Origin of the sequence: Paracoccus mutanolyticus (assembly GCF_003285265.1) — a bacterium.
GTDB classification, from domain to species: Bacteria; Pseudomonadota; Alphaproteobacteria; order Rhodobacterales; family Rhodobacteraceae; genus Paracoccus; species Paracoccus yeei.
In genome coordinates, this window is sequence record NZ_CP030239.1 from 2845674 (window position 1) to 2864549 (window position 18876).

Annotated in this window: 19 protein-coding genes and 9 pseudogenes; 19 read left to right on the forward strand and 9 right to left on the reverse strand. The window is 63.6% G+C overall.

The annotated features are described in order from the left end of the window. Nucleotides 1–216 precede the first annotated feature (216 nt). Nucleotides 217–396 (forward strand): DUF4277 domain-containing protein, encoded by a 180-nt coding sequence (locus DPM13_RS27330; protein ID WP_397244781.1) that lies wholly within the window; start codon nt 217–219, stop codon nt 394–396. Here the strand turns inward: DPM13_RS27330 and DPM13_RS15410 are convergent. Continuing rightward, nucleotides 372–1679 (reverse strand): annotated as a pseudogene (locus DPM13_RS15410) (IS5 family transposase); the annotation flags it as partial. The gene DPM13_RS27330 and the pseudogene DPM13_RS15410 overlap by 25 nt on opposite strands. Nucleotides 1680–2226: 547 nt before the next feature. Continuing rightward, nucleotides 2227–2529 (reverse strand): hypothetical protein, encoded by a 303-nt coding sequence (locus tag DPM13_RS15415; protein WP_223252080.1) that lies wholly within the window; start codon nt 2527–2529, stop codon nt 2227–2229. Nucleotides 2530–3728: 1199 nt separating this feature from the next. Here DPM13_RS15415 and DPM13_RS21225 point away from each other — a divergent pair. The 4 genes and pseudogenes from DPM13_RS21225 to DPM13_RS15440 form a co-directional block, all read left to right on the forward strand. Beyond that, nucleotides 3729–3959, forward strand: a complete 231-nt coding sequence (locus tag DPM13_RS21225; protein WP_112888338.1) for a hypothetical protein — start codon at nt 3729–3731, stop codon at nt 3957–3959. 593 nt (nt 3960–4552) lie between these two features. Further along, nucleotides 4553–4855 (forward strand): ABC transporter permease family protein, encoded by a 303-nt coding sequence (locus tag DPM13_RS15430; RefSeq protein ID WP_145963414.1) that lies wholly within the window; start codon nt 4553–4555, stop codon nt 4853–4855. Between the two features lie 384 nt (nt 4856–5239). Further along, a complete protein-coding gene (locus DPM13_RS27335; RefSeq protein ID WP_223252081.1) occupies nt 5240–5350 on the forward strand; it encodes a hypothetical protein in 111 nt (36 codons plus the stop codon). A 202-nt stretch (nt 5351–5552) separates the two neighbouring features. Continuing rightward, nucleotides 5553–5879, forward strand: a pseudogene (locus tag DPM13_RS15440) (transposase); the annotation flags it as partial. Between the two features lie 152 nt (nt 5880–6031). Here the strand turns inward: DPM13_RS15440 and DPM13_RS27345 are convergent. Beyond that, complete coding sequence (locus DPM13_RS27345; protein WP_112888341.1) at nt 6032–6523, reverse strand: LysR substrate-binding domain-containing protein; 492 nt, start codon at nt 6521–6523, stop codon at nt 6032–6034. Nucleotides 6524–6574: 51 nt separating this feature from the next. Between DPM13_RS27345 and DPM13_RS23875 the strand changes: the two genes are divergently transcribed. Both DPM13_RS23875 and DPM13_RS15460 read left to right on the forward strand, forming a co-directional pair. Beyond that, nucleotides 6575–6889 carry a substrate-binding domain-containing protein gene (locus DPM13_RS23875; protein WP_223252082.1) on the forward strand — a complete coding sequence of 105 codons (315 nt, stop codon included), beginning with the start codon at nt 6575–6577 and terminating at the stop codon, nt 6887–6889. A 46-nt stretch (nt 6890–6935) separates the two neighbouring features. After that, nucleotides 6936–7115, forward strand: a complete 180-nt coding sequence (locus DPM13_RS15460; RefSeq protein ID WP_262983150.1) for a nitrilase-related carbon-nitrogen hydrolase — start codon at nt 6936–6938, stop codon at nt 7113–7115. 871 nt (nt 7116–7986) lie between these two features. Here the strand turns inward: DPM13_RS15460 and DPM13_RS21230 are convergent. Then, the gene (locus DPM13_RS21230; protein WP_189654717.1) at nt 7987–8139 is read right to left on the reverse strand and encodes a hypothetical protein; all 153 of its coding nucleotides are present in this window, start codon (nt 8137–8139) and stop codon (nt 7987–7989) included. A gap of 387 nt (nt 8140–8526) precedes the next feature. Continuing rightward, on the reverse strand, nt 8527–8835 hold the full coding sequence (locus DPM13_RS21235; protein ID WP_189654718.1) for a hypothetical protein: 309 nt from the start codon (nt 8833–8835) through the stop codon (nt 8527–8529). A gap of 595 nt (nt 8836–9430) precedes the next feature. On the opposite strand from DPM13_RS21235, the pseudogene DPM13_RS23885 reads away from it, so the two are divergent. Then, nucleotides 9431–9856, forward strand: a pseudogene (locus tag DPM13_RS23885) (hypothetical protein); the annotation flags it as partial. 107 nt (nt 9857–9963) lie between these two features. Further along, nucleotides 9964–10215 (forward strand): annotated as a pseudogene (locus tag DPM13_RS23890) (ATP-binding cassette domain-containing protein); the annotation flags it as partial. A gap of 487 nt (nt 10216–10702) precedes the next feature. Here DPM13_RS23890 and DPM13_RS27350 read toward each other — a convergent pair. Then, complete coding sequence (locus tag DPM13_RS27350; RefSeq protein WP_397244789.1) at nt 10703–10873, reverse strand: N-6 DNA methylase; 171 nt, start codon at nt 10871–10873, stop codon at nt 10703–10705. 563 nt (nt 10874–11436) lie between these two features. Between DPM13_RS27350 and DPM13_RS15485 the strand changes: the two genes are divergently transcribed. From DPM13_RS15485 to DPM13_RS23900, 3 genes are all read left to right on the forward strand, one after another. Beyond that, nucleotides 11437–11679: a hypothetical protein gene (locus tag DPM13_RS15485; protein ID WP_189654719.1), complete on the forward strand. Its 243-nt coding sequence runs from the start codon at nt 11437–11439 to the stop codon at nt 11677–11679. Between the two features lie 1323 nt (nt 11680–13002). Further along, the gene (locus DPM13_RS15490) at nt 13003–13290 is read left to right on the forward strand and encodes a hypothetical protein (RefSeq protein WP_145963415.1); all 288 of its coding nucleotides are present in this window, start codon (nt 13003–13005) and stop codon (nt 13288–13290) included. Nucleotides 13291–13400: 110 nt separating this feature from the next. Continuing rightward, nucleotides 13401–13808, forward strand: coding sequence for a hypothetical protein (locus tag DPM13_RS23900; protein WP_223252083.1), 408 nt, complete (start codon nt 13401–13403; stop codon nt 13806–13808). 150 nt (nt 13809–13958) lie between these two features. On the opposite strand, the pseudogene DPM13_RS15505 reads toward DPM13_RS23900, so the two are convergent. Then, nucleotides 13959–14093, reverse strand: a pseudogene (locus DPM13_RS15505) (IS3 family transposase); the annotation flags it as partial. A gap of 61 nt (nt 14094–14154) precedes the next feature. On the opposite strand from DPM13_RS15505, the gene DPM13_RS21240 reads away from it, so the two are divergent. The 7 genes and pseudogenes from DPM13_RS21240 to istA form a co-directional block, all read left to right on the forward strand. Then, a complete protein-coding gene (locus tag DPM13_RS21240; RefSeq protein WP_189654720.1) occupies nt 14155–14295 on the forward strand; it encodes a hypothetical protein in 141 nt (46 codons plus the stop codon). A 99-nt stretch (nt 14296–14394) separates the two neighbouring features. Next, nucleotides 14395–14598, forward strand: a complete 204-nt coding sequence (locus tag DPM13_RS19990; RefSeq protein WP_145963416.1) for a hypothetical protein — start codon at nt 14395–14397, stop codon at nt 14596–14598. A gap of 368 nt (nt 14599–14966) precedes the next feature. Continuing rightward, nucleotides 14967–15140: pseudogene (locus DPM13_RS15515) on the forward strand (IS110 family transposase); the annotation flags it as partial. Between the two features lie 189 nt (nt 15141–15329). Next, a complete protein-coding gene (locus DPM13_RS21245; protein ID WP_189654721.1) occupies nt 15330–15518 on the forward strand; it encodes a hypothetical protein in 189 nt (62 codons plus the stop codon). Nucleotides 15519–15601: 83 nt separating this feature from the next. Further along, a complete protein-coding gene (locus DPM13_RS21250) occupies nt 15602–15856 on the forward strand; it encodes a hypothetical protein (protein ID WP_189654951.1) in 255 nt (84 codons plus the stop codon). A 58-nt stretch (nt 15857–15914) separates the two neighbouring features. Further along, nucleotides 15915–16151, forward strand: a pseudogene (locus tag DPM13_RS15525) (sodium:solute symporter family transporter); the annotation flags it as partial. Nucleotides 16152–16420: 269 nt separating this feature from the next. Further along, a pseudogene (gene istA, locus DPM13_RS15530) lies at nt 16421–17251 on the forward strand (IS21 family transposase); the annotation flags it as partial. Between the two features lie 178 nt (nt 17252–17429). On the opposite strand, the pseudogene DPM13_RS15535 reads toward istA, so the two are convergent. After that, nucleotides 17430–17663 (reverse strand): annotated as a pseudogene (locus tag DPM13_RS15535) (transposase domain-containing protein); the annotation flags it as partial. Between the two features lie 335 nt (nt 17664–17998). Then, nucleotides 17999–18175, reverse strand: coding sequence for a hypothetical protein (locus tag DPM13_RS21255; RefSeq protein WP_189654722.1), 177 nt, complete (start codon nt 18173–18175; stop codon nt 17999–18001). Between the last annotated feature and the right edge of the window lie 701 nt (nt 18176–18876).

Consider the following 18876-nt stretch of genomic DNA (forward strand, 5'->3'; position numbering starts at 1 on the left):
TGGACGGTGCGGATCATGCTTTCCATCTGCATCAGATCAGTCAGTGTCACGGCGATTGCGACGGCATGTGTGGAGTTCGCCGGCGTTCAGCTTGAGATGCGCTCTCTTCAGACGCCGCCGTCCGAACGCGCATCCGTGCTGACGCAGGGCACCGAGCGGTATTGTTCGAGCCGAAACCAGAGCAGAGTCGAATGACAGCTCATCGGGCGGCTGCCTTTGAGGGATGGAACTGACTGCTCCAGACGCTATTGCAGATCCAGTCAGCATCAGGAGAGATCCAGCGAGAGCCCCGATGGCCTTGAGCGCCTGATTGGCCCCGGGATCTGTGCTGATGACCTCAATGATGATGTGCTCGGTCGCTGTCTCGATGCCCTCTTTGAGGCCGATGTCAGGTGAAGCAATAGAGTCCAAAGAGCCCTGAGATGGGCGAGGATCTTGCGGATATTGTGCCCGCAGGCGCAGAGGACGGCGAAGACCGCGTCGCCGATGCGGCCTTTCAGCGGGCATCTGGCCAGGCGACCATCGCTCTTCATGTGCCCGATCTCAGGCTCGATGGCACTTCGTCGCCTGAGGAGCTTTGCCAGGAGCGGGGTGATGCCGCGTCTTGTGCCGCTGATCAGGACCTTGGTGGTCTCCACGCCATGGCCGCGATAGCCGCGATCGACGACGGCGAGATCCGGCACCTGCTCGGTCAGGATGGCAACCTGCTCCAGTGCAGGCGCCAATGTATGGCCGTCGTAGGGGTTGTCAGGGAAGCTGCGGGCGCCGACGACAAAGCCTCCGTCGAGGGTAGTAGCAAGGCTGACCTTGGTGCCGAACTCATAGCGGATGCGCGCCTTGCCCTTGGAGATGCAGTCGACCTCGGGCTCGTGCAGGGCGTAGATCTTGTTCTTGCTCTTCGGTGTCTGTTCGAGCAGGCGACCGACCAGCCAGAGCGCCTCCAGCACCCGTCCGCGCAGCGCGCCTTCGGGGATGTCCTGCAGGTGGCGGCGCAGGTCCCGGCGCACGCGGCCAACATAGCCCTTGAGTTGGCGCAGGGCCTTGCGCATGCGCTTGAACTGCCGGGCATGGGCATACCGCCCCACCTGGGCGGCCAGCCGCGGGGCAAGGCGCGCGTAGTTCTGGCGCAGATCGACCCCCGCTTCCTTCGCCAAGCCGACCAACAGCGCGCGGGCGCGCTCGTAAAGCCGCGCATCCGTGGGATGGGCGATGGTCTTTTCCATCACGGTCGTATCCACAGCCACCCGCTTCAGGCTCTTGTCGGTGACCGCGCCAGAAGCTCGGCCTGCCTCGATCGTCTTGGTCAGCAGCCACTCCACTCCTTCCTCCCCGATCCGCTTGCGCCAGCGCACCAGCGACGAGGGATCGATCGGGGGACGGTGCTGGAAGAACGTCTCGCCGGTGAAGTGCTGGTAATACGGGTTCTCGACCCACCGGGCGACGACTGCCTCGTCAGAGAGCTTGAAGGCGTGCTGGAGATACATGAGCCCCGCCACCAGGCGTGGAGATGTCGCTGGCCGTCCCTGGCGAGACGGAAAGAAGCTCGCCCACTCCCGTTCAAAGAAATCCCAGTCGATCAGTGCCGCAAGCTTCACCAACTCATGGCGGGCGTCGATCATGTCGACCAGTCTCGGGCGGAGCAGGTCATCCTGTTCAGGGGCGCGGGAATGGGGCTTCATCGGCGACCGGAAATTGCAGGGTTACAGGTATAAACTCAAGCACCATTCAAGAGCCATACAAAATCGACAATCTCAAGCAGAGCAAAAGCAATGGACGCTAGACAGTTATCAGTGCTGAAACTACTACTACTACAGTATCAAAAGAGCAAAGCTATAATAAGCAAAATCCTTATCTCACTCCTATCTCAACTCTAGGTATTTGCGCTGATTTTGAAGCGCTCTTAGCTTTCCTTTGAGATCTTGCACCACGGTTACGTGGTAACCGACGAGGCCTTATTCGGCGACCTTGAAGATGGTGGCCTGTTGTTTATCAAGCCGGGCGATCCTCCGGGATTTCGTCACCTGTACAAAATTCGTCAGCCGGGGCGCCACAGCCCAGTTGTGGAGGTATTCTGGAATAGCCTGCCATATGCTGATAGCATATAATTAGGGTCAGCAGCATATGATGTCAACCCATAATATGTGCTATCAGCACAAAGCAATCGTGATGACGCCAGAACAATTCAAGTGGGCTAAGGCCATGATGGGCATGAGCAACCATGAACTATCAGAGTTCGATCACTTTGCATCCGATGGTCTCGCCATAGACGATGCAGGGCGCACCAGCGGCGATGAAGAACGCCATCTGCTGCGCGATGCGGTCCTTTTCCGCCTCAAGATCGCCGTCCAGCAGCAGACCCGAGAACCAGCCGCCGCAGACCGAGATCCCGAAACGGTCGAGGATCGGCCCCAGTTCGTCCATGTCCATCGGAAAGCGGCGGCCAGTCTCCATGCCCTTGTTCGCGACCCGCAGCGCGACACCGCGCTGCGCTCCGCCTCGGGCTGAGGACGATCTCGTCGTAATAGCCACCGGCCAGCGACCTTGAGGCCGGGACCAGCATCTTTCGCTATGTCGCCGTCAGAACTGAAGAGAACGATCTCGATGCCTCCCGCCAACCCGGGCAGATACACGAGAAGGCAGAGCTAGCCGACACCGAAAGACCGGGCCGTCGGCTGGAATTGTCGTTGAAACAACAGAGCGGCGCGAGTGGCCGCTGCCATGCGTCGCGGCCCAGCGGATCGCAGCCGTGGAGCGGCTGCCAGAAGTGTCAACGCGCCTATGCGGAACATGCCCGTCAAATGGCCCAACGCTGTCGCAATTCTCGTGGTTCATCGCGGCGGGCCTGGGGGCGCTCTTCTACTACCTGATCGCGCCCAAGGGCCTGAGCTACGCGGACCGTGATGGGGAATCCATCGCCGGTCCCTCAGCCAGCCCACTGAGACCGGAGACCATCGCCATGCGCCATGCGCACAGCTTCCTGGCCCTGGAGGCTCCTGTCGACGCAATGCCAGTGAACCCGGCGGGACGGCGCTGACAAACGACTGGCGCCTACCGTCCTCGGCCGTTCAGGTGAATTTCATTCATCTGGAAGAGGCGCATCGCGTGACGGATCCCCCTGCCCTTCCCCCGCTTGCCACGCTGCGCGCCTTCGAGGCCGCGGCGCGGCGCGGCAGCTTCCTGCTGGCGGCGGCCGATGACCATGCTGCAACGATCACCTCGGTCAACGGAGGTGGGAAGAGCGGCATCTGGTCATTTTCCTGTTTGCCCTCGGGCGAGGTACCACAGGACTTGGCAGCAGGCTTAACGCGCGAGGGCATGGCGTTGCACAACAGCTGGGACAAGAACGATCCGAAGGATGCGGCCAGCCATGTACCCTGCCAGCCGAGATGCTGGAGATCGGGGCAGATCGGTCTTTGCGCCCCGGCGACCGCGTTGGCACGTGCGACATCCGAGTGTCGAAGTATCGACGAAAGCCCGTCGCTGGCGAAAGCATGCCCGCGACGGGCTGGGGACAGCGTCTCTGAGGCCCATTACCTGCCAGGCAGCGCAGCGCTATCCGCGTCACACGTGAGCCAAGCGACAACACCATCGACCGCATGACCGCCAACAGCAAGAGGCCGAGGAGGCCCGTGCACCCACGGAACGCTTCATCGACCGTTTCCGCCGGTCTCAGGCCCGCGGTCGTCGCGTCTCGGCCCTGGTGATCGTGGTACGCCGATGGCTTGCCCATGCTCGACCACTGGAGCACGCGGACTGGCGATCCGGCGATCTGCTGCCCGACCGCCATGGTGATCTCGGGGCCGGCATCCACCGCATCGGACCTGATAAGCCATCTGGCCCTGATGCGTGGGTTGCTGATGAAAGGCGGCGCGGTGATTGAGGCGGCCGCGAAGACCACGCATGTCGCCTTCGACAAGACCGGCACCCTGACCCGGGGCAAGCCGGTCGTGTCCGCCTGATCCCTGATTCCGGCGTTTCCGAAACCGAGCTGCTGATCATGGCCGCCGGGCTGGAGCCCGGCTCGAACCATCCACTTGCGCAAGCGATCCAGCGCGCAGCAACGGCGGCCGAGATAGTGGTCCCGGCTGCGCGTGACGCGCGCACGGTGGCCGGACGAGGCGCCGAGCCATGGTGGGCGAGGCGAAGGCCTGGGTGTCTGCGCCGTCTCATGCTGCCGAAATCGGCGGGATCGATCGCGGCGGCCGGGCAGCGCGCCACTGGTTTGGAAGAGGAAGGCAAGACCGTTGTGGCCGTGTTCCGGGCCAGGCAACCCCATGGGCGTCGTGTTCGCGACAGCTCCCGCGGCTTGCCGCCGGGGCGCTCGGCAGTTGAGCGCCTTGGGCGTCAGCGCACCGGACCGGGGACAATCCTCGCACCGCAGGGCCATTGCAGGCACCTGGGCATCGCCTGCCGCGCGGGCAGCTGCCCGTGCGAGCTGATCGCGAGCCGTGCGCCGCCGGCGCGTCATGCTGATCGGTGATGGCATCATTGACGCCCCGGCCCGAAGATCCTGGGGTCGGCGAGTCCATGGGGTCGGGCATCGATGCGGCGCATGCCGCCGGGCGCCGGGGTCCTGTCGGTGTTCTTCTATGCCCGCCTGCCGCTGGTCTTGCGCGAATTCGGGACCTATGCGCTTTATCGGCTGGAATGTGCGCTGCGGTCCAGCGCGGTCCTGGGCTTCATCGGCCTGCCCACGCTGGGGTTCGAGCTGGACAGCTTCGAGCTGGACAGCTTTTTCCGCCAGGGCATGTACGGCGCCGTCGCGGCGGTGCTGATCCGCACCGAGGCCGGCATCCTGCTGATGAGGCGGGATGGCACGCCTGCATACGGCGATCAGGCACCGCCCATGCCGTAAGCGTCAGCGACCTCGCCAGAGATGGACGGAGACATGTTGTCAGTGACGATTAGGCCTGCGCGGGGGCGATCATGATCCGCAACCTGCCCCTGGGCTACGGCGTCAACGCGGCGGGATGGAGCCGGGGATGATGGGCAAACCACATCCGATGGAACTGCGAACGCGGGTCGTTGCGTATGTTGACGAAGGCCACGGGCATCGCACCACTGCACGGCATTTCCGTGTTTCACCGAAATTCGTCAACGATCTAGTCAAGTTGCGGCGTGAAACCGGATCTCTGGCGCCGCGGCGGCAAGGCAACGGCGGCAGGCGCGGCAAGCTGGCCGGTGTGACAAACTGGATCGAAGCCCGCGTCGCCGCCCGGGCGAGATTACGCTTGATGAGTTGGCCGCGGAACTCTCCGAGACCTATGGCATCGATGCCCACCGCAGCACCGTCTGGCGGGTTCTGCGCGGCCTCGGGCTGACGCACAAAAAAAGACCTGCAGGCGCTTGAGCAGAAGCGCAAGGATGTGGCCGATCTGCGGCGCATCTGGACCGCAAAACGTCAACCCTTCATGGCCAGACATGTGGAAAGGTTGGCCTTCATAGACGAGACCTCAGTCAAGACCAACATGGCCAAGACCACCGGTTAGGCGCCGTGCGGCCAGCGCCTTGTCGATCACGCGCCGTTCGGCCACTGGCGGACCCAGACCTTTGTCGCGGCCCTGCGCCATGATCGCCTCGACGCCCCTTGGGTTATCGACGGGGCGATGAATGCCGAGATGTTCGCCCTTTACATCGAAACCCAGTTGGCGCCGACATTGCGGCCCGGCGATGTGGTTATTCTCGACAACCTGTCCAGCCACAAGAGCCCCGGTGCCGCAGCGGCCCTGCTCAGTGTCGGCGCCTGGTTCCTCTTCCTGCCTCCATACAGCCCCGACCTGAACCCCATAGAAATCATTCGCCAATCTCAAGTCGCTGATCAGGAAAGCGGCCGCACGAACCTACGATCAACTATGGGCAGCCGTCGGCCAAGTCTGTGACCTTGAGCTGCTGCCGGTTTCGTGGACAGCGGGTTTAAGCTACTTCAAGCGCGTCATAGGTGAAAGCAATGACCTGGCCCTTGGCGTCTGTCTAGCGTTGTTGTTGGCATCATAGGTCATGGTCCAAAGACCGAGGCCGGGATCATCGGAGGTCAGCCGGTTGCCGTAAATATCATAGGTGAAGGCCCAACGGATGCCCTCTTGGTCGATAACCGATGCCAGCTGGCCAAGTCGGTCGTAGCGCAGCTGGATTTCGCGCAGATTGCTGGTCGCAGTCGTGACATCGGTCCCGGCAACATCGCGAAGGAGTCCGCGTCTCGCGCACGACGCGAGACCGCGTCCTCCGTCTCGTCACGGCAATGACGATCGGTGTCCGATCGGGTGCTTATCTCGCTTCCCAAGGCGATGAACGGCTGCTGGTGAAAGTCCTTGGGTTCAAGGACTGATTTGTCGCACATGAAGTGGCCGAGCGGCAGGACCGCCAGCATCGGCATGGTTCCCAAGGGTTCGCGCCGCACCTGAGGAAGATCAAACTCCAATGCACTGAAACCAACATCGAACTGTTGGGAACTCAAATGTTGGATCACGGCATGTGAGCTGCGGACCCGTAACCAGCAATGGATTCGGTTGGTAGATTGGCCCATTCGCACACCGTAAGAACGACTGCAGGGCAGGCATCGCCAGATCGACAGTCCTTGATCAATTCGCTTGATTCCGATGACAGGCGGATGTCATCGGCCGGTCGAGATGCGCAGGGCGACATCGCGCGCCAGCAGTCCCAGATCGAGAACTTTGTCGCGTCAGGCGTCGATGGCATCATCACAATGCTGGTCGATGCGGATTCAGGCCGGGCCATGTCCAAGATCGCCGAGCAGGCCGGCGTGCCGCTGGTCTTCGTCAACATGCTGCGCAGTTTTGCCCATTTCGAGACATTGATCGGGGACGTTCAGGACGGGCGCGATCTGGCGATGCGGCGAGCTTCATATCATAACCCAGAGATATACGCATGAATCGCATAAGATCGACACCTTCCCCTTCGGCGATATCCGGCTGGGGATGCAGATCTGCTACGACATCCGCTTTCCGGAAATCACCCGCATCCTGGCCTTGCAGGGGGCGGGTATCGTCACCTCGGTCTGGGCGTCGTTCGGCGGGCAGGACGTGCCGGTGCCGAGAGGCGGTGACGCCCAGGTGCCGGGCAATTTCGGCCTGGGTCATCTCGTTGACGCGAAATAGTGCCAGCACACTTCGGCGACGAAGGGCTCGGCCTCGGGCCGGTTTCGCCCAGCGGCTGTCATCGCTGTCGGCATGATCGCGCTGGTCAGGATGGCGGATAAGAGATCGTCACTTGGCCGGCTGGACTTTGCGTTCTGCCAGGATCTGAGCGCCAGGCCGACACGCTGGGCAACGAATTTTCCGCGAAGCATGAGCCACAGCGATCTGGGCACCGGCTCTCCGGGCATCGGCCAACAGGTTGCGGCGCGACTTTCTGCCCGTGGCGGCCATGCGATCCACTGCGGCTGCGGGTAGCACCGCGCAAGGCATGTCTTGCCAGCAGGGATGCGCCTTACCGGAAACGCCAGTGTGTCGGAGGTACGCGCGAAGACCGACGGCTTTGGAATCCGTTGTGACAACCGTCAGGCGCTCCGTCAAACCGGATCGATCTCTGCCGGGCTGGGAGCTGCGCAGCTTGGCCGCAACTGGGCTTCGCGCGCCAATTCGTGCGCAGCGGGGCGAGCTGCTGATCACCGAGCGTGTTGCCGACCGCCTCCCATTCCTGTCCAGCACCATCCGGCAGGTCGAGGAGGGTGGGCTTCAGATCGGCGGAACAACGGCCGTCCGACGTCGATACCGAATCTGTCGACATGGCCGGGATGGCGCGTCGCCTGCAGGTTTGGCCCAATCCGGCCGCATCGCGTGCTACGGCCTGGGCCGCGCTGCGGCTGAGACGCGCGACGGCATCGATGTGTCGCGCCCGGTCATGCCGCGATTGCCGTCGGCGGCCAGGCGGGTTCCCGGCTGCAGCACCTCGCCCACGCGCCGCAGGGTCTCGATGTCCTCTTCGACCTCTCGGCCCCCGATCTTGATTTGCAGGCGGCGTTTCTCGCTATCCCGGGGCGCCTGCCGCCTTGCGGCACCGCATCGCGCACGAACTGTCAGCGGCGACCATGATCGCCCGCCCCGGCGAAAGCGTCGCCGCCGGTGGTGGCGCCGAGAAGACGGCCTCGCGCAGCACGCCCGTCACCGGGGCGGGGCGCACGCCATATGCATGATGGGAGTCTGTTTCGCTGCCCTGGCCCTCGACGGCGCAAACGGTGCAAGCCTGCTGACCCCGGCGCGCGACGGCATGGTCTCACCGCCAGACCTGGCCCGCCGGATTGGGGTGCACCATGATGCGGATCAGCATCATCGGCGCCGGTCCCGCCGGCATGGCGCCGCCGATGGCGGCCGCGGAGGCATAGGGCCGCGCTGGCGAACAGGATCGCGTAGGGGGCCAGATCTATCGCATATGTCGCGGACGCCACAGGACGGGACTGGCTGGTCGCGGTTTCGCCAAAGCGCCGATCTCGTTTGGGGGCTGGATCATCCTTCGATTGCCTATGAGCCGGCGCGATGGTTTGGCGCCTCGACCCGCAGCAGGGCGTGATCAGGTCAGCGCGATGGACAAAGCCACATCGCCCATGCTCCTCATCTGCTGATCGCCACCGGCGCGCAGGCGTCCGGTGCCGTTCCCCGGCTGGACCCTGCCCGGGGTCATGCCCGTGGGCGCCGCGCAGATCCTGTGAACGCGCGAATCCTTCATCGCAATGATCGAATAGGGCGGGGTGGAGAAATGCGTGTTCACCTCGTGTTGCGGCGCAATGAGCGCCGCCGGATCGCGCCCAGTTGCACGGTCTGTTCGTCCAGCCTGTTGCGCGCCTTGGGCCCATGGCTGCCCAAGCCATGCCGGCGCCATGACGCTGGTCGACGGTCTGGGCCTGACCAGCGCATGCGGCGCTGGATCCCGCGGCACCACAGCGCAACGAACTTCCGGGCGGTGCAGACCGACGAGGGTCGGATCACGTTCGCTTCACCCGCGCAAAGGCAGGCAGGAGATGGAATCCGTCCTGCTGCTGACGCATCTGGGGGTATTTCCCAAACCCATCTGACGCGTTCGATGGGTCTTGAACACGAGCTATGCCCTGCGCAGCAGGCGATGCGCACAAGTTGGATGGTCTGGGATGTCATTCTTGCTGAGGCGATTCCCCGCAAGCGCAGCGTCGGCAGTTCTGGGGCAGCGAGACCGAGGCGCAGGGCGCGTTTCTGGCCAACGGCTGCACCTTGGGTCTGAACTGGGAATCGACGGGGCAGGCCATCGCGTCCGAGGGCTTCACCTTCATCGCACCGAAAGAGGGCGCCTTTGCATGGAGCCAGGGCTATCCCGTCCCACCCGCCGTTCTAGCCCCGCCGGATCGCGATCGGCTATACGCTGGGCAATCTATCGCGACCATTGGCAGGCGCATTGCGGGCTGGAGGTCGTGCTGCCCAATGGCGAGCTGATGCGCACCGGCATGGGCGCGCTGCCCGGCGCCAAGACTTTTGCCGAATACCGCTATGGTTTCGGCCCCTATGTGGACGGGCTGTTCAGCCAGGGCAATCGGACCAGGCCGATCGCAACAACTATTGCAATATTTAACGGACCGGTGTTTCTGTTGCGGTGGAGGATTTCACATGCAGCAGAATCAGCAGCCGGACCCGCTTCGGCTGGATGGAATTGCACATGCCTATGGCCCGAACAGGGTGCTGAAAGGCATCAACCTGACGCTCGGCGCGGGCGAAGTGCTCGCCTTGGTCGCCGCCCGGACGCGACAAAACCCGTGCCTCGGTGGCCCAACAGATCAGCTCGGGCCAGAACAACGGACATCGCTTCAGTCATCGAGGCGGTGGACATCATCCAGCCGAACGTCCTTTATTGCGGCGGATTCACCGAGGCGCAAAAGGTCGCGCATATGGCGCAGGGCTTCAACCTGACGATGTCGAACGGCGGCGGATGGCCGATCTTCAACGGCCGCCATGCTGGTGCGCAAGACCGGCGCGTACGGATGCCGAGGCGACCGCCATGCGCTTTCTGGAAAAGGTCCGCATTCCCGATCAGGCCGCCAATCATTTCCCCGGCCTTGTCGGGTGGCCAGCAGCAGCGCGTCGCCATTGCCCGCGCCCTGGCGATGGAGCCCGAGGTCATGCTGTTCGACGAACCGACCTCGGCCTTGATCCCGAACTGGTGGGCGAGGTTCTGGACGTGATCCTTGATCTGTCCAGAGAGGGGCGCACCATGCTGCTGGTGACGCATGAGCTGGCTTCGCCCGCCGCGCTCCAGTCTTCCAGATCGCGGACGGTGTAGAGGACGCGCCCGCCGACCTTGCGATAGGTCGGGCCGGTGCCATAGGTGCGATGCTTCTCAAGGGTTCGGATGATATGCAAACCAGTGGAGGAGACTTCCATGAACAGGCGAAGCCTCTTGCCGCCGCCGCCCTAGCAGCCCTCGCCACCGGCGCCCTTGCGCAGGCACCCTGCGCGATCGGGGTCGAAGGCGCCTATCCACCTATCTGCATAGACTGGACGCAAAACGAGAAATTCGGCCGAAAACCGATCGCCACCCGGAAGCTAGAGCGGACATATGACACAGGCGCTACACGAGCACCTCTTGGGCTTCGCAAAAGACCTCACTACGGCACTCAAGGCGCTGTCAGCGAACTCGTTTGCGCCCCATGAGGTCAAGCAGCTCCGAACTTTTTCAGCCGGTGAAGCGAGCTATTACCTCGGCGTCGCGGATGGATGGGTATCTAAGAAAGGCCCATCACGAGGGCCGGCAGGCAAGCGGCTGGGCGTGCAGCGCGGTTCCACCCACCAGTGCTATGCCGAGGCGGAACTTTCCCGTCCGTGACCTCGACCATGAAGCGCACAATGGAACGCGGCGTGTAGAATTCGCCGGAATCCCCCGCCGCGTCGCGCATTTCGCGCAGGAGGGTTTCATAAAGCCGGCCGAGCGTATGAATCTCGTCCGAGGAATCGAAGTGAATGCCGTCAATAAGATTGATGACATCGCGCAGCAGATAGCCGCGCCATGCGTTCAGCGCCCCGGAACACGCGTCCGCGACAACGGCACCTACAAGACCATCAACGACACGTACTTCCCCTTCGAATCACGGCGGCCGCCCCGAGCGAATGTAACGCAGCCGGGGGCGCATCCTGCAGCCCCATCCAACAGGAGGGCGCTTGCGACCTTCTCGAATGTCGCAACAGCTTCTGGCCGGGCTGTCACCACGGTCCAGCTTGCCCTTGCCTCTATGGTGCTGCCAACGTTCTTGCGGCATTGACGTGCAGCCAGCTTCGCCCATCCTCAGCCGCCAATGCGATGGACGGCGCCGATAACGACGGAGGTGCGCGGCGTGCCCGACCTGGTGCTGATCATGCGGCCTTCTTCGGCGGTCAGGTGCCGGCAACGCCATCGGCGCGGTGACAGGCCTGAGCGACTATGTCGAGATGGGCCGTTCGCCGCTGGCGCGCTGCCATCGGCATGCACTTCGAGCACCACCGACGGGGCTCGATCAAGGCTGTGCCGGCCGCTGCCAGATGCCAGGCGGGGATCAGCATCGGCATGGTCGCGTCCGCTGCTGTTCCGCCGCTCGAAGGCTATGGCACCGACCGGGTCGGGCGGTCCGGACTTACCGGCAAGGTCAAAAACCATACTGCCAGCCGCTTTGGCTCGGCCGCGCTCGTGTCGGTGATCGGCTTGCGATCTGGTCTACAACGCAACTGAGAGGGTAGCTCCACGGGATCGCTGTTCACCTTCAGGCGGCGGCCTTCGTGATCTATCTGGCGTTGACAGCTGTCTCCGATCTGGGGCTGCGCGATCTGGAACGCCGCTACAGCCGCGGCGTGGCGAGGGCGTGACGAGGAAATCTGCTCTCCTGGTTTCCCCTCGACCTGCACTGAGGCTGCGAAAACTCGACGGCTGCGCAATCGGCCATGCTCGAGCGGTTCAAGATCGGCCGTTGGCTGGCCTTGGGTGGCAGCGAGGTAACGCTGGCACGATTCGGATCGTCGCCCGCCATGCTTTACATTCCAGGGCTTGCGCCACTGCCGGTCTCGGGGCACGCAGATGCTCATCGTGGAGCGCCTCGTTGCGGCTTACGTCGCGGGCGGTCCTGAATTCCTCCGCAGCAGACATAGCGGATGTCCATGGTGGCTCCCCTTCAGCGCTGATTCCCGAGACGTTTGATGATGGAACATAGGCGCGATAGCACCGGCTTTCTGCGCCGGTGGCATCGCGGAACGCCCACGGGCGTGCTCGAGGCTGCCAAGACCACCATCGTCAGAGCGTCCATCACTCGGGCCGCATCGTGCTGCCCCTATCGACTAGCCGTCCATCCGTCGGCACCAGATTGAACGTCGATCATGGCAACACGGCTGGCCTGGTTGCCCATGGCGAGGGTCGATTTGGGGGTCGGGCGCTGGCTTGACGGCGGCTTCGCGGCAAGCGTATCCTGATCACCGCGGCCGGCCTGTATTCATCATCGTCTTTGCAACACGCGGCCGTCTTTGCTGATTGGAGCGGCGCTATCTGCGCCATCTGAACCGCCGCCGCGAACCCATCGCCCGCAACATCGCGCCACCCATGGAGGTCAAAGATTGAACGTTTCGCACACCAACCAGCGGCTGGCGCCGTTGCCGGCCGGCTTTTCCATGGGGCGCACCTCGGCTGCATCGGCGACCCAGGTTGAAAAACCGTCGAGTTCGTGATCGAAGGTGGCGCCTGCGCCACCGGTGGTGATCAGACGGTAAACGACATCCTGGCCGCAACAGGCTGTCTCGACGCACTGGCCGATTACGCGGCATGAACCGGCTGGGACAATTGGATGCCCGAAGGCTGCGCGCCCGCCCGCGCTGCGGCGAAGCGCGCGGAGCTGTTACCTGCTGGTCGAGGTGGCCAGCGGCTCGGCACTGGTGCCCCTGCATCCTGACGGCGCGGGCCTGGACAGGGTAAGGAGGCGCGGCTGTTCCAAGGGCCCGGAAGCATACCGCGTGGCGGGCCGTGGCAGAGAGGGCCGAGCGCTGTTTGGTCCAGCGAGGATCGGGGCTCGTGCCCGCCCGCCGCCGCCGCGCGGCTTCCGGGCAGGTCCAGCCCGCCAAGGTCGAAGACCGCCAGATACCCCATCGGCTCGGCCGTGCGCAGGTCGCGCCGGGCATGGCGCGTGACCAGCACGGGCGACAGCCGCGCATCCTCGGCACGGTGTCGAGGTGGCCGATCAGCGGCGGAGCAGGAGGCCAATGGGCCGAACTGAAGGCCCATCCCGACATCCAGCTATTACGGACATCATGCCTGGCCAAGAAGCAGGAAGCGCATCAGTCTGTCCGGGTGAATATCTAAGGTTGTGTCAATGACATTTTACTCAACCTATGACTATCACACCTTCCGTGCGACCGCCAGTTCAACCCACCGTCACCAGCAGCCGGAACGCGCGGCCGATCACCGCGGGGATGCACGCTGTCGATCTCGCGGCGCTGAACGAACGCGGCATCGCGCTGACCATCGTGGGCGATGTGAATTCGATCTCGGTCGCCGAACATGCGATGATGCAGTTGCTGGCCGGGGCCAAGCGCGTTCTGCTGGCCGCCCGCGGTCGCGAACCCGGTCAATGGGGCTGGCGCAACCTTCCGCAAGGCGCATCTGACGGCGCTGCTTTCGCTGCGATGCCTGTCATCGCTGCGGTCGCGACGCTTTCTGGCGGAACGCTTGGTCGATCGGGGGCTCGACGCGGGCCGGATCACCGTCCTGCCCAACCAGGTTCAGCCTGCGCCCCACCCGCAGCCATTCCGAAGGATCCCAGGCCTGCCCCCAAGCCTTCTGAACAGCCTTTATCCGCTTCGTCAGCGTGGAAAACATGATGCGGCTGGGCACAGCATCGGCGTCGAGACCGTGCTGAAGGACCTTGCCCGCTACCTCGAGGACGATTTCCGCCGCTGGGATCTGATCGCTGTCCCCACCGTCTGCTGCCGCTGTCCAAAGGCAAGCGCATCGGGGACGAAGTGCAATCGGTGGCGTGCGCAATGAACAAAATCATACGACCAGACATGATCCCGGTATTGCGGCCGCAACCGGACGCAGGATCCGTCGTTCAGCCACAATCGCCCTTTCTTCGGCTGTTTCATTGGCACTTTCAGCCGCCTGCGCCCGCCGCCACAAGCGCCATGGTCGCCCGCCATCTGGCGCCGAAGGGCGCCACCACCTGGCATGACCGGCAACGGCGCGCAATCCGAGTTCCAGGCCTTGGCCATGCGCGCGATCTGCGGGATCGACCGGCTGCGCTTTACGACATCGATCCGGCGCGACGGCGATAATTGGTGGGCCCTGTCAGGTCATGGCTCGATCTGACTGCCTGCGCCGCCAGGAGGCCATCGAGGCGCGGATTAATGGTTTCATCGACACCCTGCTACGGCCTGACAAGCAATACGCGACGATCCTGCCGACAACATGGTGGGCGCGGGAGTCCACATCAACGCCATCGGCGGCGACTGCCCCGGAAAGACCGAACTGCACGGCGACATCTGCGCCGATCGGACGTGTTCTGGAACACACCCCTCAGACCCGGTCGAGGGCGAGATCCAGCAGATGCCCGCCATTTTTCCGCGCCGCAGCTGGGCGGCGATGTCGGCGCTCGCCCGTCGTTCAGTGTGAAAGGCAGGTTCACGAATCCCATTCGTGGGTCTATTCGCTCGAGATTGCGCAGCGATTGGCGCGACCGGCGAGATCAGCGTGACCGCTTTCCAGAGCCTCGACCCCGGCATAGCCGGGATAGATGATCCCGTCAGGATTAGCCTCTACCGTCAAAAGCGCCGATTGCTGGATGCTCGCGAAGGCCCACGCATTGCGTCATCGCGCAAGGCATGGACCTTGCGCATCGTCCGACGGAGGCAGCAGAAGCGTCACGGGATCCTTTTCCATTGGCAGAATCTGCCTCGCAAAGGCTCTGATGATGTGACCGCCCCCCGACGGCCTCGAATGTGCCAGGGTGGGTCTGCAACGATCCACAAAGGGGAGCGGTCATGACGGAGACTATCACGGTCGGGCTCGATCTGGCGAAGAATGTGTTCCAGGTGCATGGAGCCGACGGCACAGGACGGGCCGTTCTGCGCAAGACGTTGCGGCGGGCTCAGGTGCTGGAATTTTTCAGCCAGCTGCCCTCTTGCGTCGTGGCGATAGAAGCTTGTGGCAGTGCGCAGCTGCCCTGCCGCACCGCCATCAGACCGCTTTCGCCCTTTTTGCCCTGACGCGGCTGGTCGTCACATCTTCCAGCATGGTTTTAGCTCTCCTCGCTGTCCGGGTCGGGCCGGCCTGAAAACGGCATTGCAGGTCCCGGTGATTCTGGTTATTCGAGTAACGTAATAACATTACGTTTACGAGGAATGGTGAACTTCGACACCTTCCGCCATCACCAGGGCGTCGCGCAGTTCGAAGAGCGTGATGTCAGGATCCTGGGTGACCAGTTCCTCGAAAAACGCCTGGAATGGCGCGAGCTTGCCTCGCCCAAGAGGGCGCCCCTGAGGCGCGGGATGAGCGATCCGGGTTTGCTCTCGGATCATCTGCGAGAACCGTGACGCCTGCTGGCGGACGGTCAGGCGCGTGCCTGCCGGAGCACTCCTGCTCGGGTGGCTGCGCGTGGCTGCTCAGCGCCGAATCAATGAAGGACTTTCCCATGACTTCTGTCTCCTTCCGCACCATCTCGACCATGTTCATCGCCGTCGCGGCATTCATGCTGCTCAGCGGCCTATGCTCCGATGCCCTGGCCCAAGCAACCAGTGGCATCGACTTCACCCGGGGGACCAATCTTGGAAACAGCGTGGTGGACTGGATCCGCGAATATCCCATGGTCTGGTTCTTCACGCTGGCGGTCATCTGCCTGGCCATCAGCGCAGCCATGGGCCGACTTTGTTGAACGAGCGGGAGGGCTTCTGGCCGGATCGGCCGCTGGCCGTGGAGCGGCTGCGGATCGATCGGCCATCAGCTTCGGCATGGCGCTGATGTTCGGCACGGCGGGCCTGCCGCATATCCTGATGCGCTTCTTCACCGTCCCCAGTGCCAAGGAAGCGCGCAAGTCGGTGATGTGGGCGACCGGCTGGATCGGCTATTTCTATCTGCTGACCTTCGTCATCGGCTTCGGCGCCATCACCTTCGTGCTGACCACGGCCCGAGTTCCTGGATGTCGCCATGACGCGACGGTTCACAGTGCCTGGCTTCACGCGGATTGTGGCTTCATGCGGTGACTCCGAGTATGTCAACGCCGACCTGTAGTCGCCAGCCGGGTCGTCATGCCTTGGAACTACTCGGCCCGCCTTACCGGCAGCAGTCGACAGGCACAGCGGTGCGCAGGGATTCGATCTTAGCGCGTCCGGCGTGCAATGCAGCCTGCTGTCTGGGCTGAGCGGCGTAGCTACAAAAGATAGTCTGGAAGTGCTTCGGGGGCCCGGGGTCGCGGGGCCCCCTTTGGGGGGCGGCGGGGCTGATCGTGGAGACAATCGCAAAAATCAGGCGGCTACATTTTACCGAGGGCAAGGGGATCAAGACGATCTGCCGCGATCTGAAGCTGTCGAAGAAGGTGGTGCGGAAGGTGATCCGCACCGGGATTACGGAGTTCACCTATACCCGGACCGTGCAGCCACGCCCGAAGCTGGGTGCCTGGCTGGAGGAACTTAACCGGTTGCTTGAGATCAATGCCGCGCGGGCCAGCCGGGAACGCCTGACGCTGATCCAGATCTACGAGGAACTGCGCGGCCTCGGTTATGAAGGCGGATATGATGCGGTCCGCCGCTATGCCTCGGTCCGGGCGCGCACTCAAAGCTCCGGTGCCTCGTCCGCCTTCGTGCCGCTGAGTTTTGCCCCCGGTGAAGCCTACCAGTTCGACTGGAGCCACGAGGTTGTCCTCATTGATGGGGCGACCACCACGATCAAGGTGGCCCATGTTCGCCTGTGCCACAGCCGGATGTTCTTCGTGCGGGCCTATCCACGCGAGACGCAGGAGATGGTGTTCGACGCCCATGATCGGGCTTTCGCCTTCTTCAAGGGCACCTGCACTCGCGGGATTTACGACAACATGAAGACAGCGGTGGAGACCATCTTCGTTGGCAAGGAGCGCCTCTACAATCGTCGATTCCTGCAGATGGCCAGCCATTATCTGGTCGATCCCATCGCCTGCACCCCGGCTTCGGGTTGGGAGAAAGGTCAGGTGGAGAGCCAGGTCGGCACGGTCCGCCAACGGTTCTTCTCGCCCCGGGTCAGGGTCAAGAGCTACGAGGAACTGAACGCTTGGCTTCTGGACAAAGTGCCAGCATGGCGTAGTCGATGGTTGCGAGCGCTTCCCACAAGTCGTTGGATTTGTATTTGAAACGATCACGTACCCATGCGGCGGCTGGGGCGAACTGGTAGCGTTCAATCCATTCGTCCATTTCTGCGGCGGTATGGCCAGAGCAGTTCGTGACGTCGTTCCGGACGGCGGTGACTGCGGTTGACATTCATCGTTGCTGCCAAGCCCACGGTGCGAGTTCGTCGATGCGGTTGATCTTGTGATCGGCAATGTGGGTCAGCACCCAAGTTAGCCAAGCCTCGGGGTCGATGCAGTTCATGCGGGCCGTCTCGATGAGGGTGTAAGCGATGGCGGCGCGGTCGCCACCGCGGGGCGATCCGGCGAAGAGCCAGGCTTTCCGGCCGAGGGCAATGCCCCGTAGGGCGCGCTCTGCCGCATTGTTCTGTGACACTTTGAAGGTGGTTGGCTAAGGAGTGTTCGACATGCGGCCCTTGCGCCGCGAGGGCCTTGACGACGCAAGATCTCAAGATCATCGGCCCGAGAATCGCCATGGCGCGCCTGGAACGACCTGCTCGGCAGGCAGGATCACCGTCCTGGATCATCCGCCGCACGGCCTGGCTGGTCGCCACGATAGCTTTCCGCGGCCTCGCGCAAGCGCAATCGCAAGCGGGCGGGCTTCTTCGTGCCGAGCGAAAGGCTGGATCCCGGCGGCCATGCGGAAGCGGGACGCGGATGGCGATCAGCAAGGTCGTGCACTTTACGCCGTGCCCATCCGGTCTAGGTGGCCGCAATCGGCGGCGGAAAATCGCGTTGCCATGCTTTCCATCCGACAAGCGGCCTGCCCAGGTCCTGCAACCGGTCGCCCAGCGATTCGGAGTCGATGGACTGGCCATTGACGTTGCGGGTGATGATCAGGCGATCCTCGTCGGAAAAATCGGCGATGATGTCCGCCATGCGCGCTGCGGAACAGTGCTGGCGGCTTCGGGTCGTGACACCCGGTGCCGACCAAGCTGCGGAAAGGTCCGCCGCCAGGCCCGCGAAGTCGGGCATCGCGCGGCCGCGCCGGGGTATCCGTCGCCTACCCTGCATCGCTTCACCGCCATCATCCGCACTCCTGGCACTTTTCCGGATACCGCGAGTTACAACCTCAGGTTCAGATCGTCAGGGTCGCGGCGGCATAGCGCCGTTCCGCAGCGATGCAGCGTTCGGACCGCGCCAGGACGGTGGCGAGCGCAAACCGGCGCTCGGCCTCCCTTTCTTCCTCTTCATAATCGGGCGCAATCCAGCGCGGCCTCGATCGCCCTCGGCTCGGCCGACGCGCAGAATCTCCGAGCGATCGCGCGCCACACGGGATCCGTCGAAGCTGATGGCAGCGCCGTAGGCCGTGCATGAGATTGGGCCGGTGCAGCGATAGACGCACGCCCCGGCAGGTAGCCGGCATAGGCGACGCCGCCGGCGGGGCCGGATTCCAGCATGTCCTCGGGGTGCGCGGCCGCTTCGGCCGACATGCACGCCGGCCGTCCTAGGCTTTGGCTGCCAGCAGCATCGTTCTGCCGTGTCCGCCCAATCGTCTGCGCGCCGGTCATCGCCAGGTCCACCCGCACGCCTCCGGCGGCGGCCAAGCGCCGTGGTCGGTGCCGGCCGTCGCCGTTCAA

Bases quoted from the DNA above. Each gene is read 5' to 3' on its own strand.
- DPM13_RS21225 (WP_112888338.1), top strand. From the start codon at position 3,729: ATGCTCGACCACTGGAGCACGCGGACTGGCGATCCGGCGATCTGCTGC.
- DPM13_RS15430 (WP_145963414.1), top strand. From the start codon at position 4,553: ATGCCGCCGGGCGCCGGGGTCCTGTCGGTGTTCTTCTATGCCCGCCTG.
- DPM13_RS27345 (WP_112888341.1), bottom strand. From the start codon at position 6,523: ATGGGCCAATCTACCAACCGAATCCATTGCTGGTTACGGGTCCGCAGC.
- DPM13_RS15460 (WP_262983150.1), top strand. From the start codon at position 6,936: ATGCAGATCTGCTACGACATCCGCTTTCCGGAAATCACCCGCATCCTG.
- DPM13_RS21235 (WP_189654718.1), bottom strand. From the start codon at position 8,835: ATGGCGCCGGCATGGCTTGGGCAGCCATGGGCCCAAGGCGCGCAACAG.
- DPM13_RS27350 (WP_397244789.1), bottom strand. From the start codon at position 10,873: ATGCGCGACGCGGCGGGGGATTCCGGCGAATTCTACACGCCGCGTTCC.
- DPM13_RS15485 (WP_189654719.1), top strand. From the start codon at position 11,437: ATGCACTTCGAGCACCACCGACGGGGCTCGATCAAGGCTGTGCCGGCC.
- DPM13_RS23900 (WP_223252083.1), top strand. From the start codon at position 13,401: ATGCACGCTGTCGATCTCGCGGCGCTGAACGAACGCGGCATCGCGCTG.
- DPM13_RS21240 (WP_189654720.1), top strand. From the start codon at position 14,155: ATGACCGGCAACGGCGCGCAATCCGAGTTCCAGGCCTTGGCCATGCGC.
- DPM13_RS19990 (WP_145963416.1), top strand. From the start codon at position 14,395: ATGGTGGGCGCGGGAGTCCACATCAACGCCATCGGCGGCGACTGCCCC.
- DPM13_RS21250 (WP_189654951.1), top strand. From the start codon at position 15,602: ATGAAGGACTTTCCCATGACTTCTGTCTCCTTCCGCACCATCTCGACC.
- DPM13_RS21255 (WP_189654722.1), bottom strand. From the start codon at position 18,175: ATGGCGGACATCATCGCCGATTTTTCCGACGAGGATCGCCTGATCATC.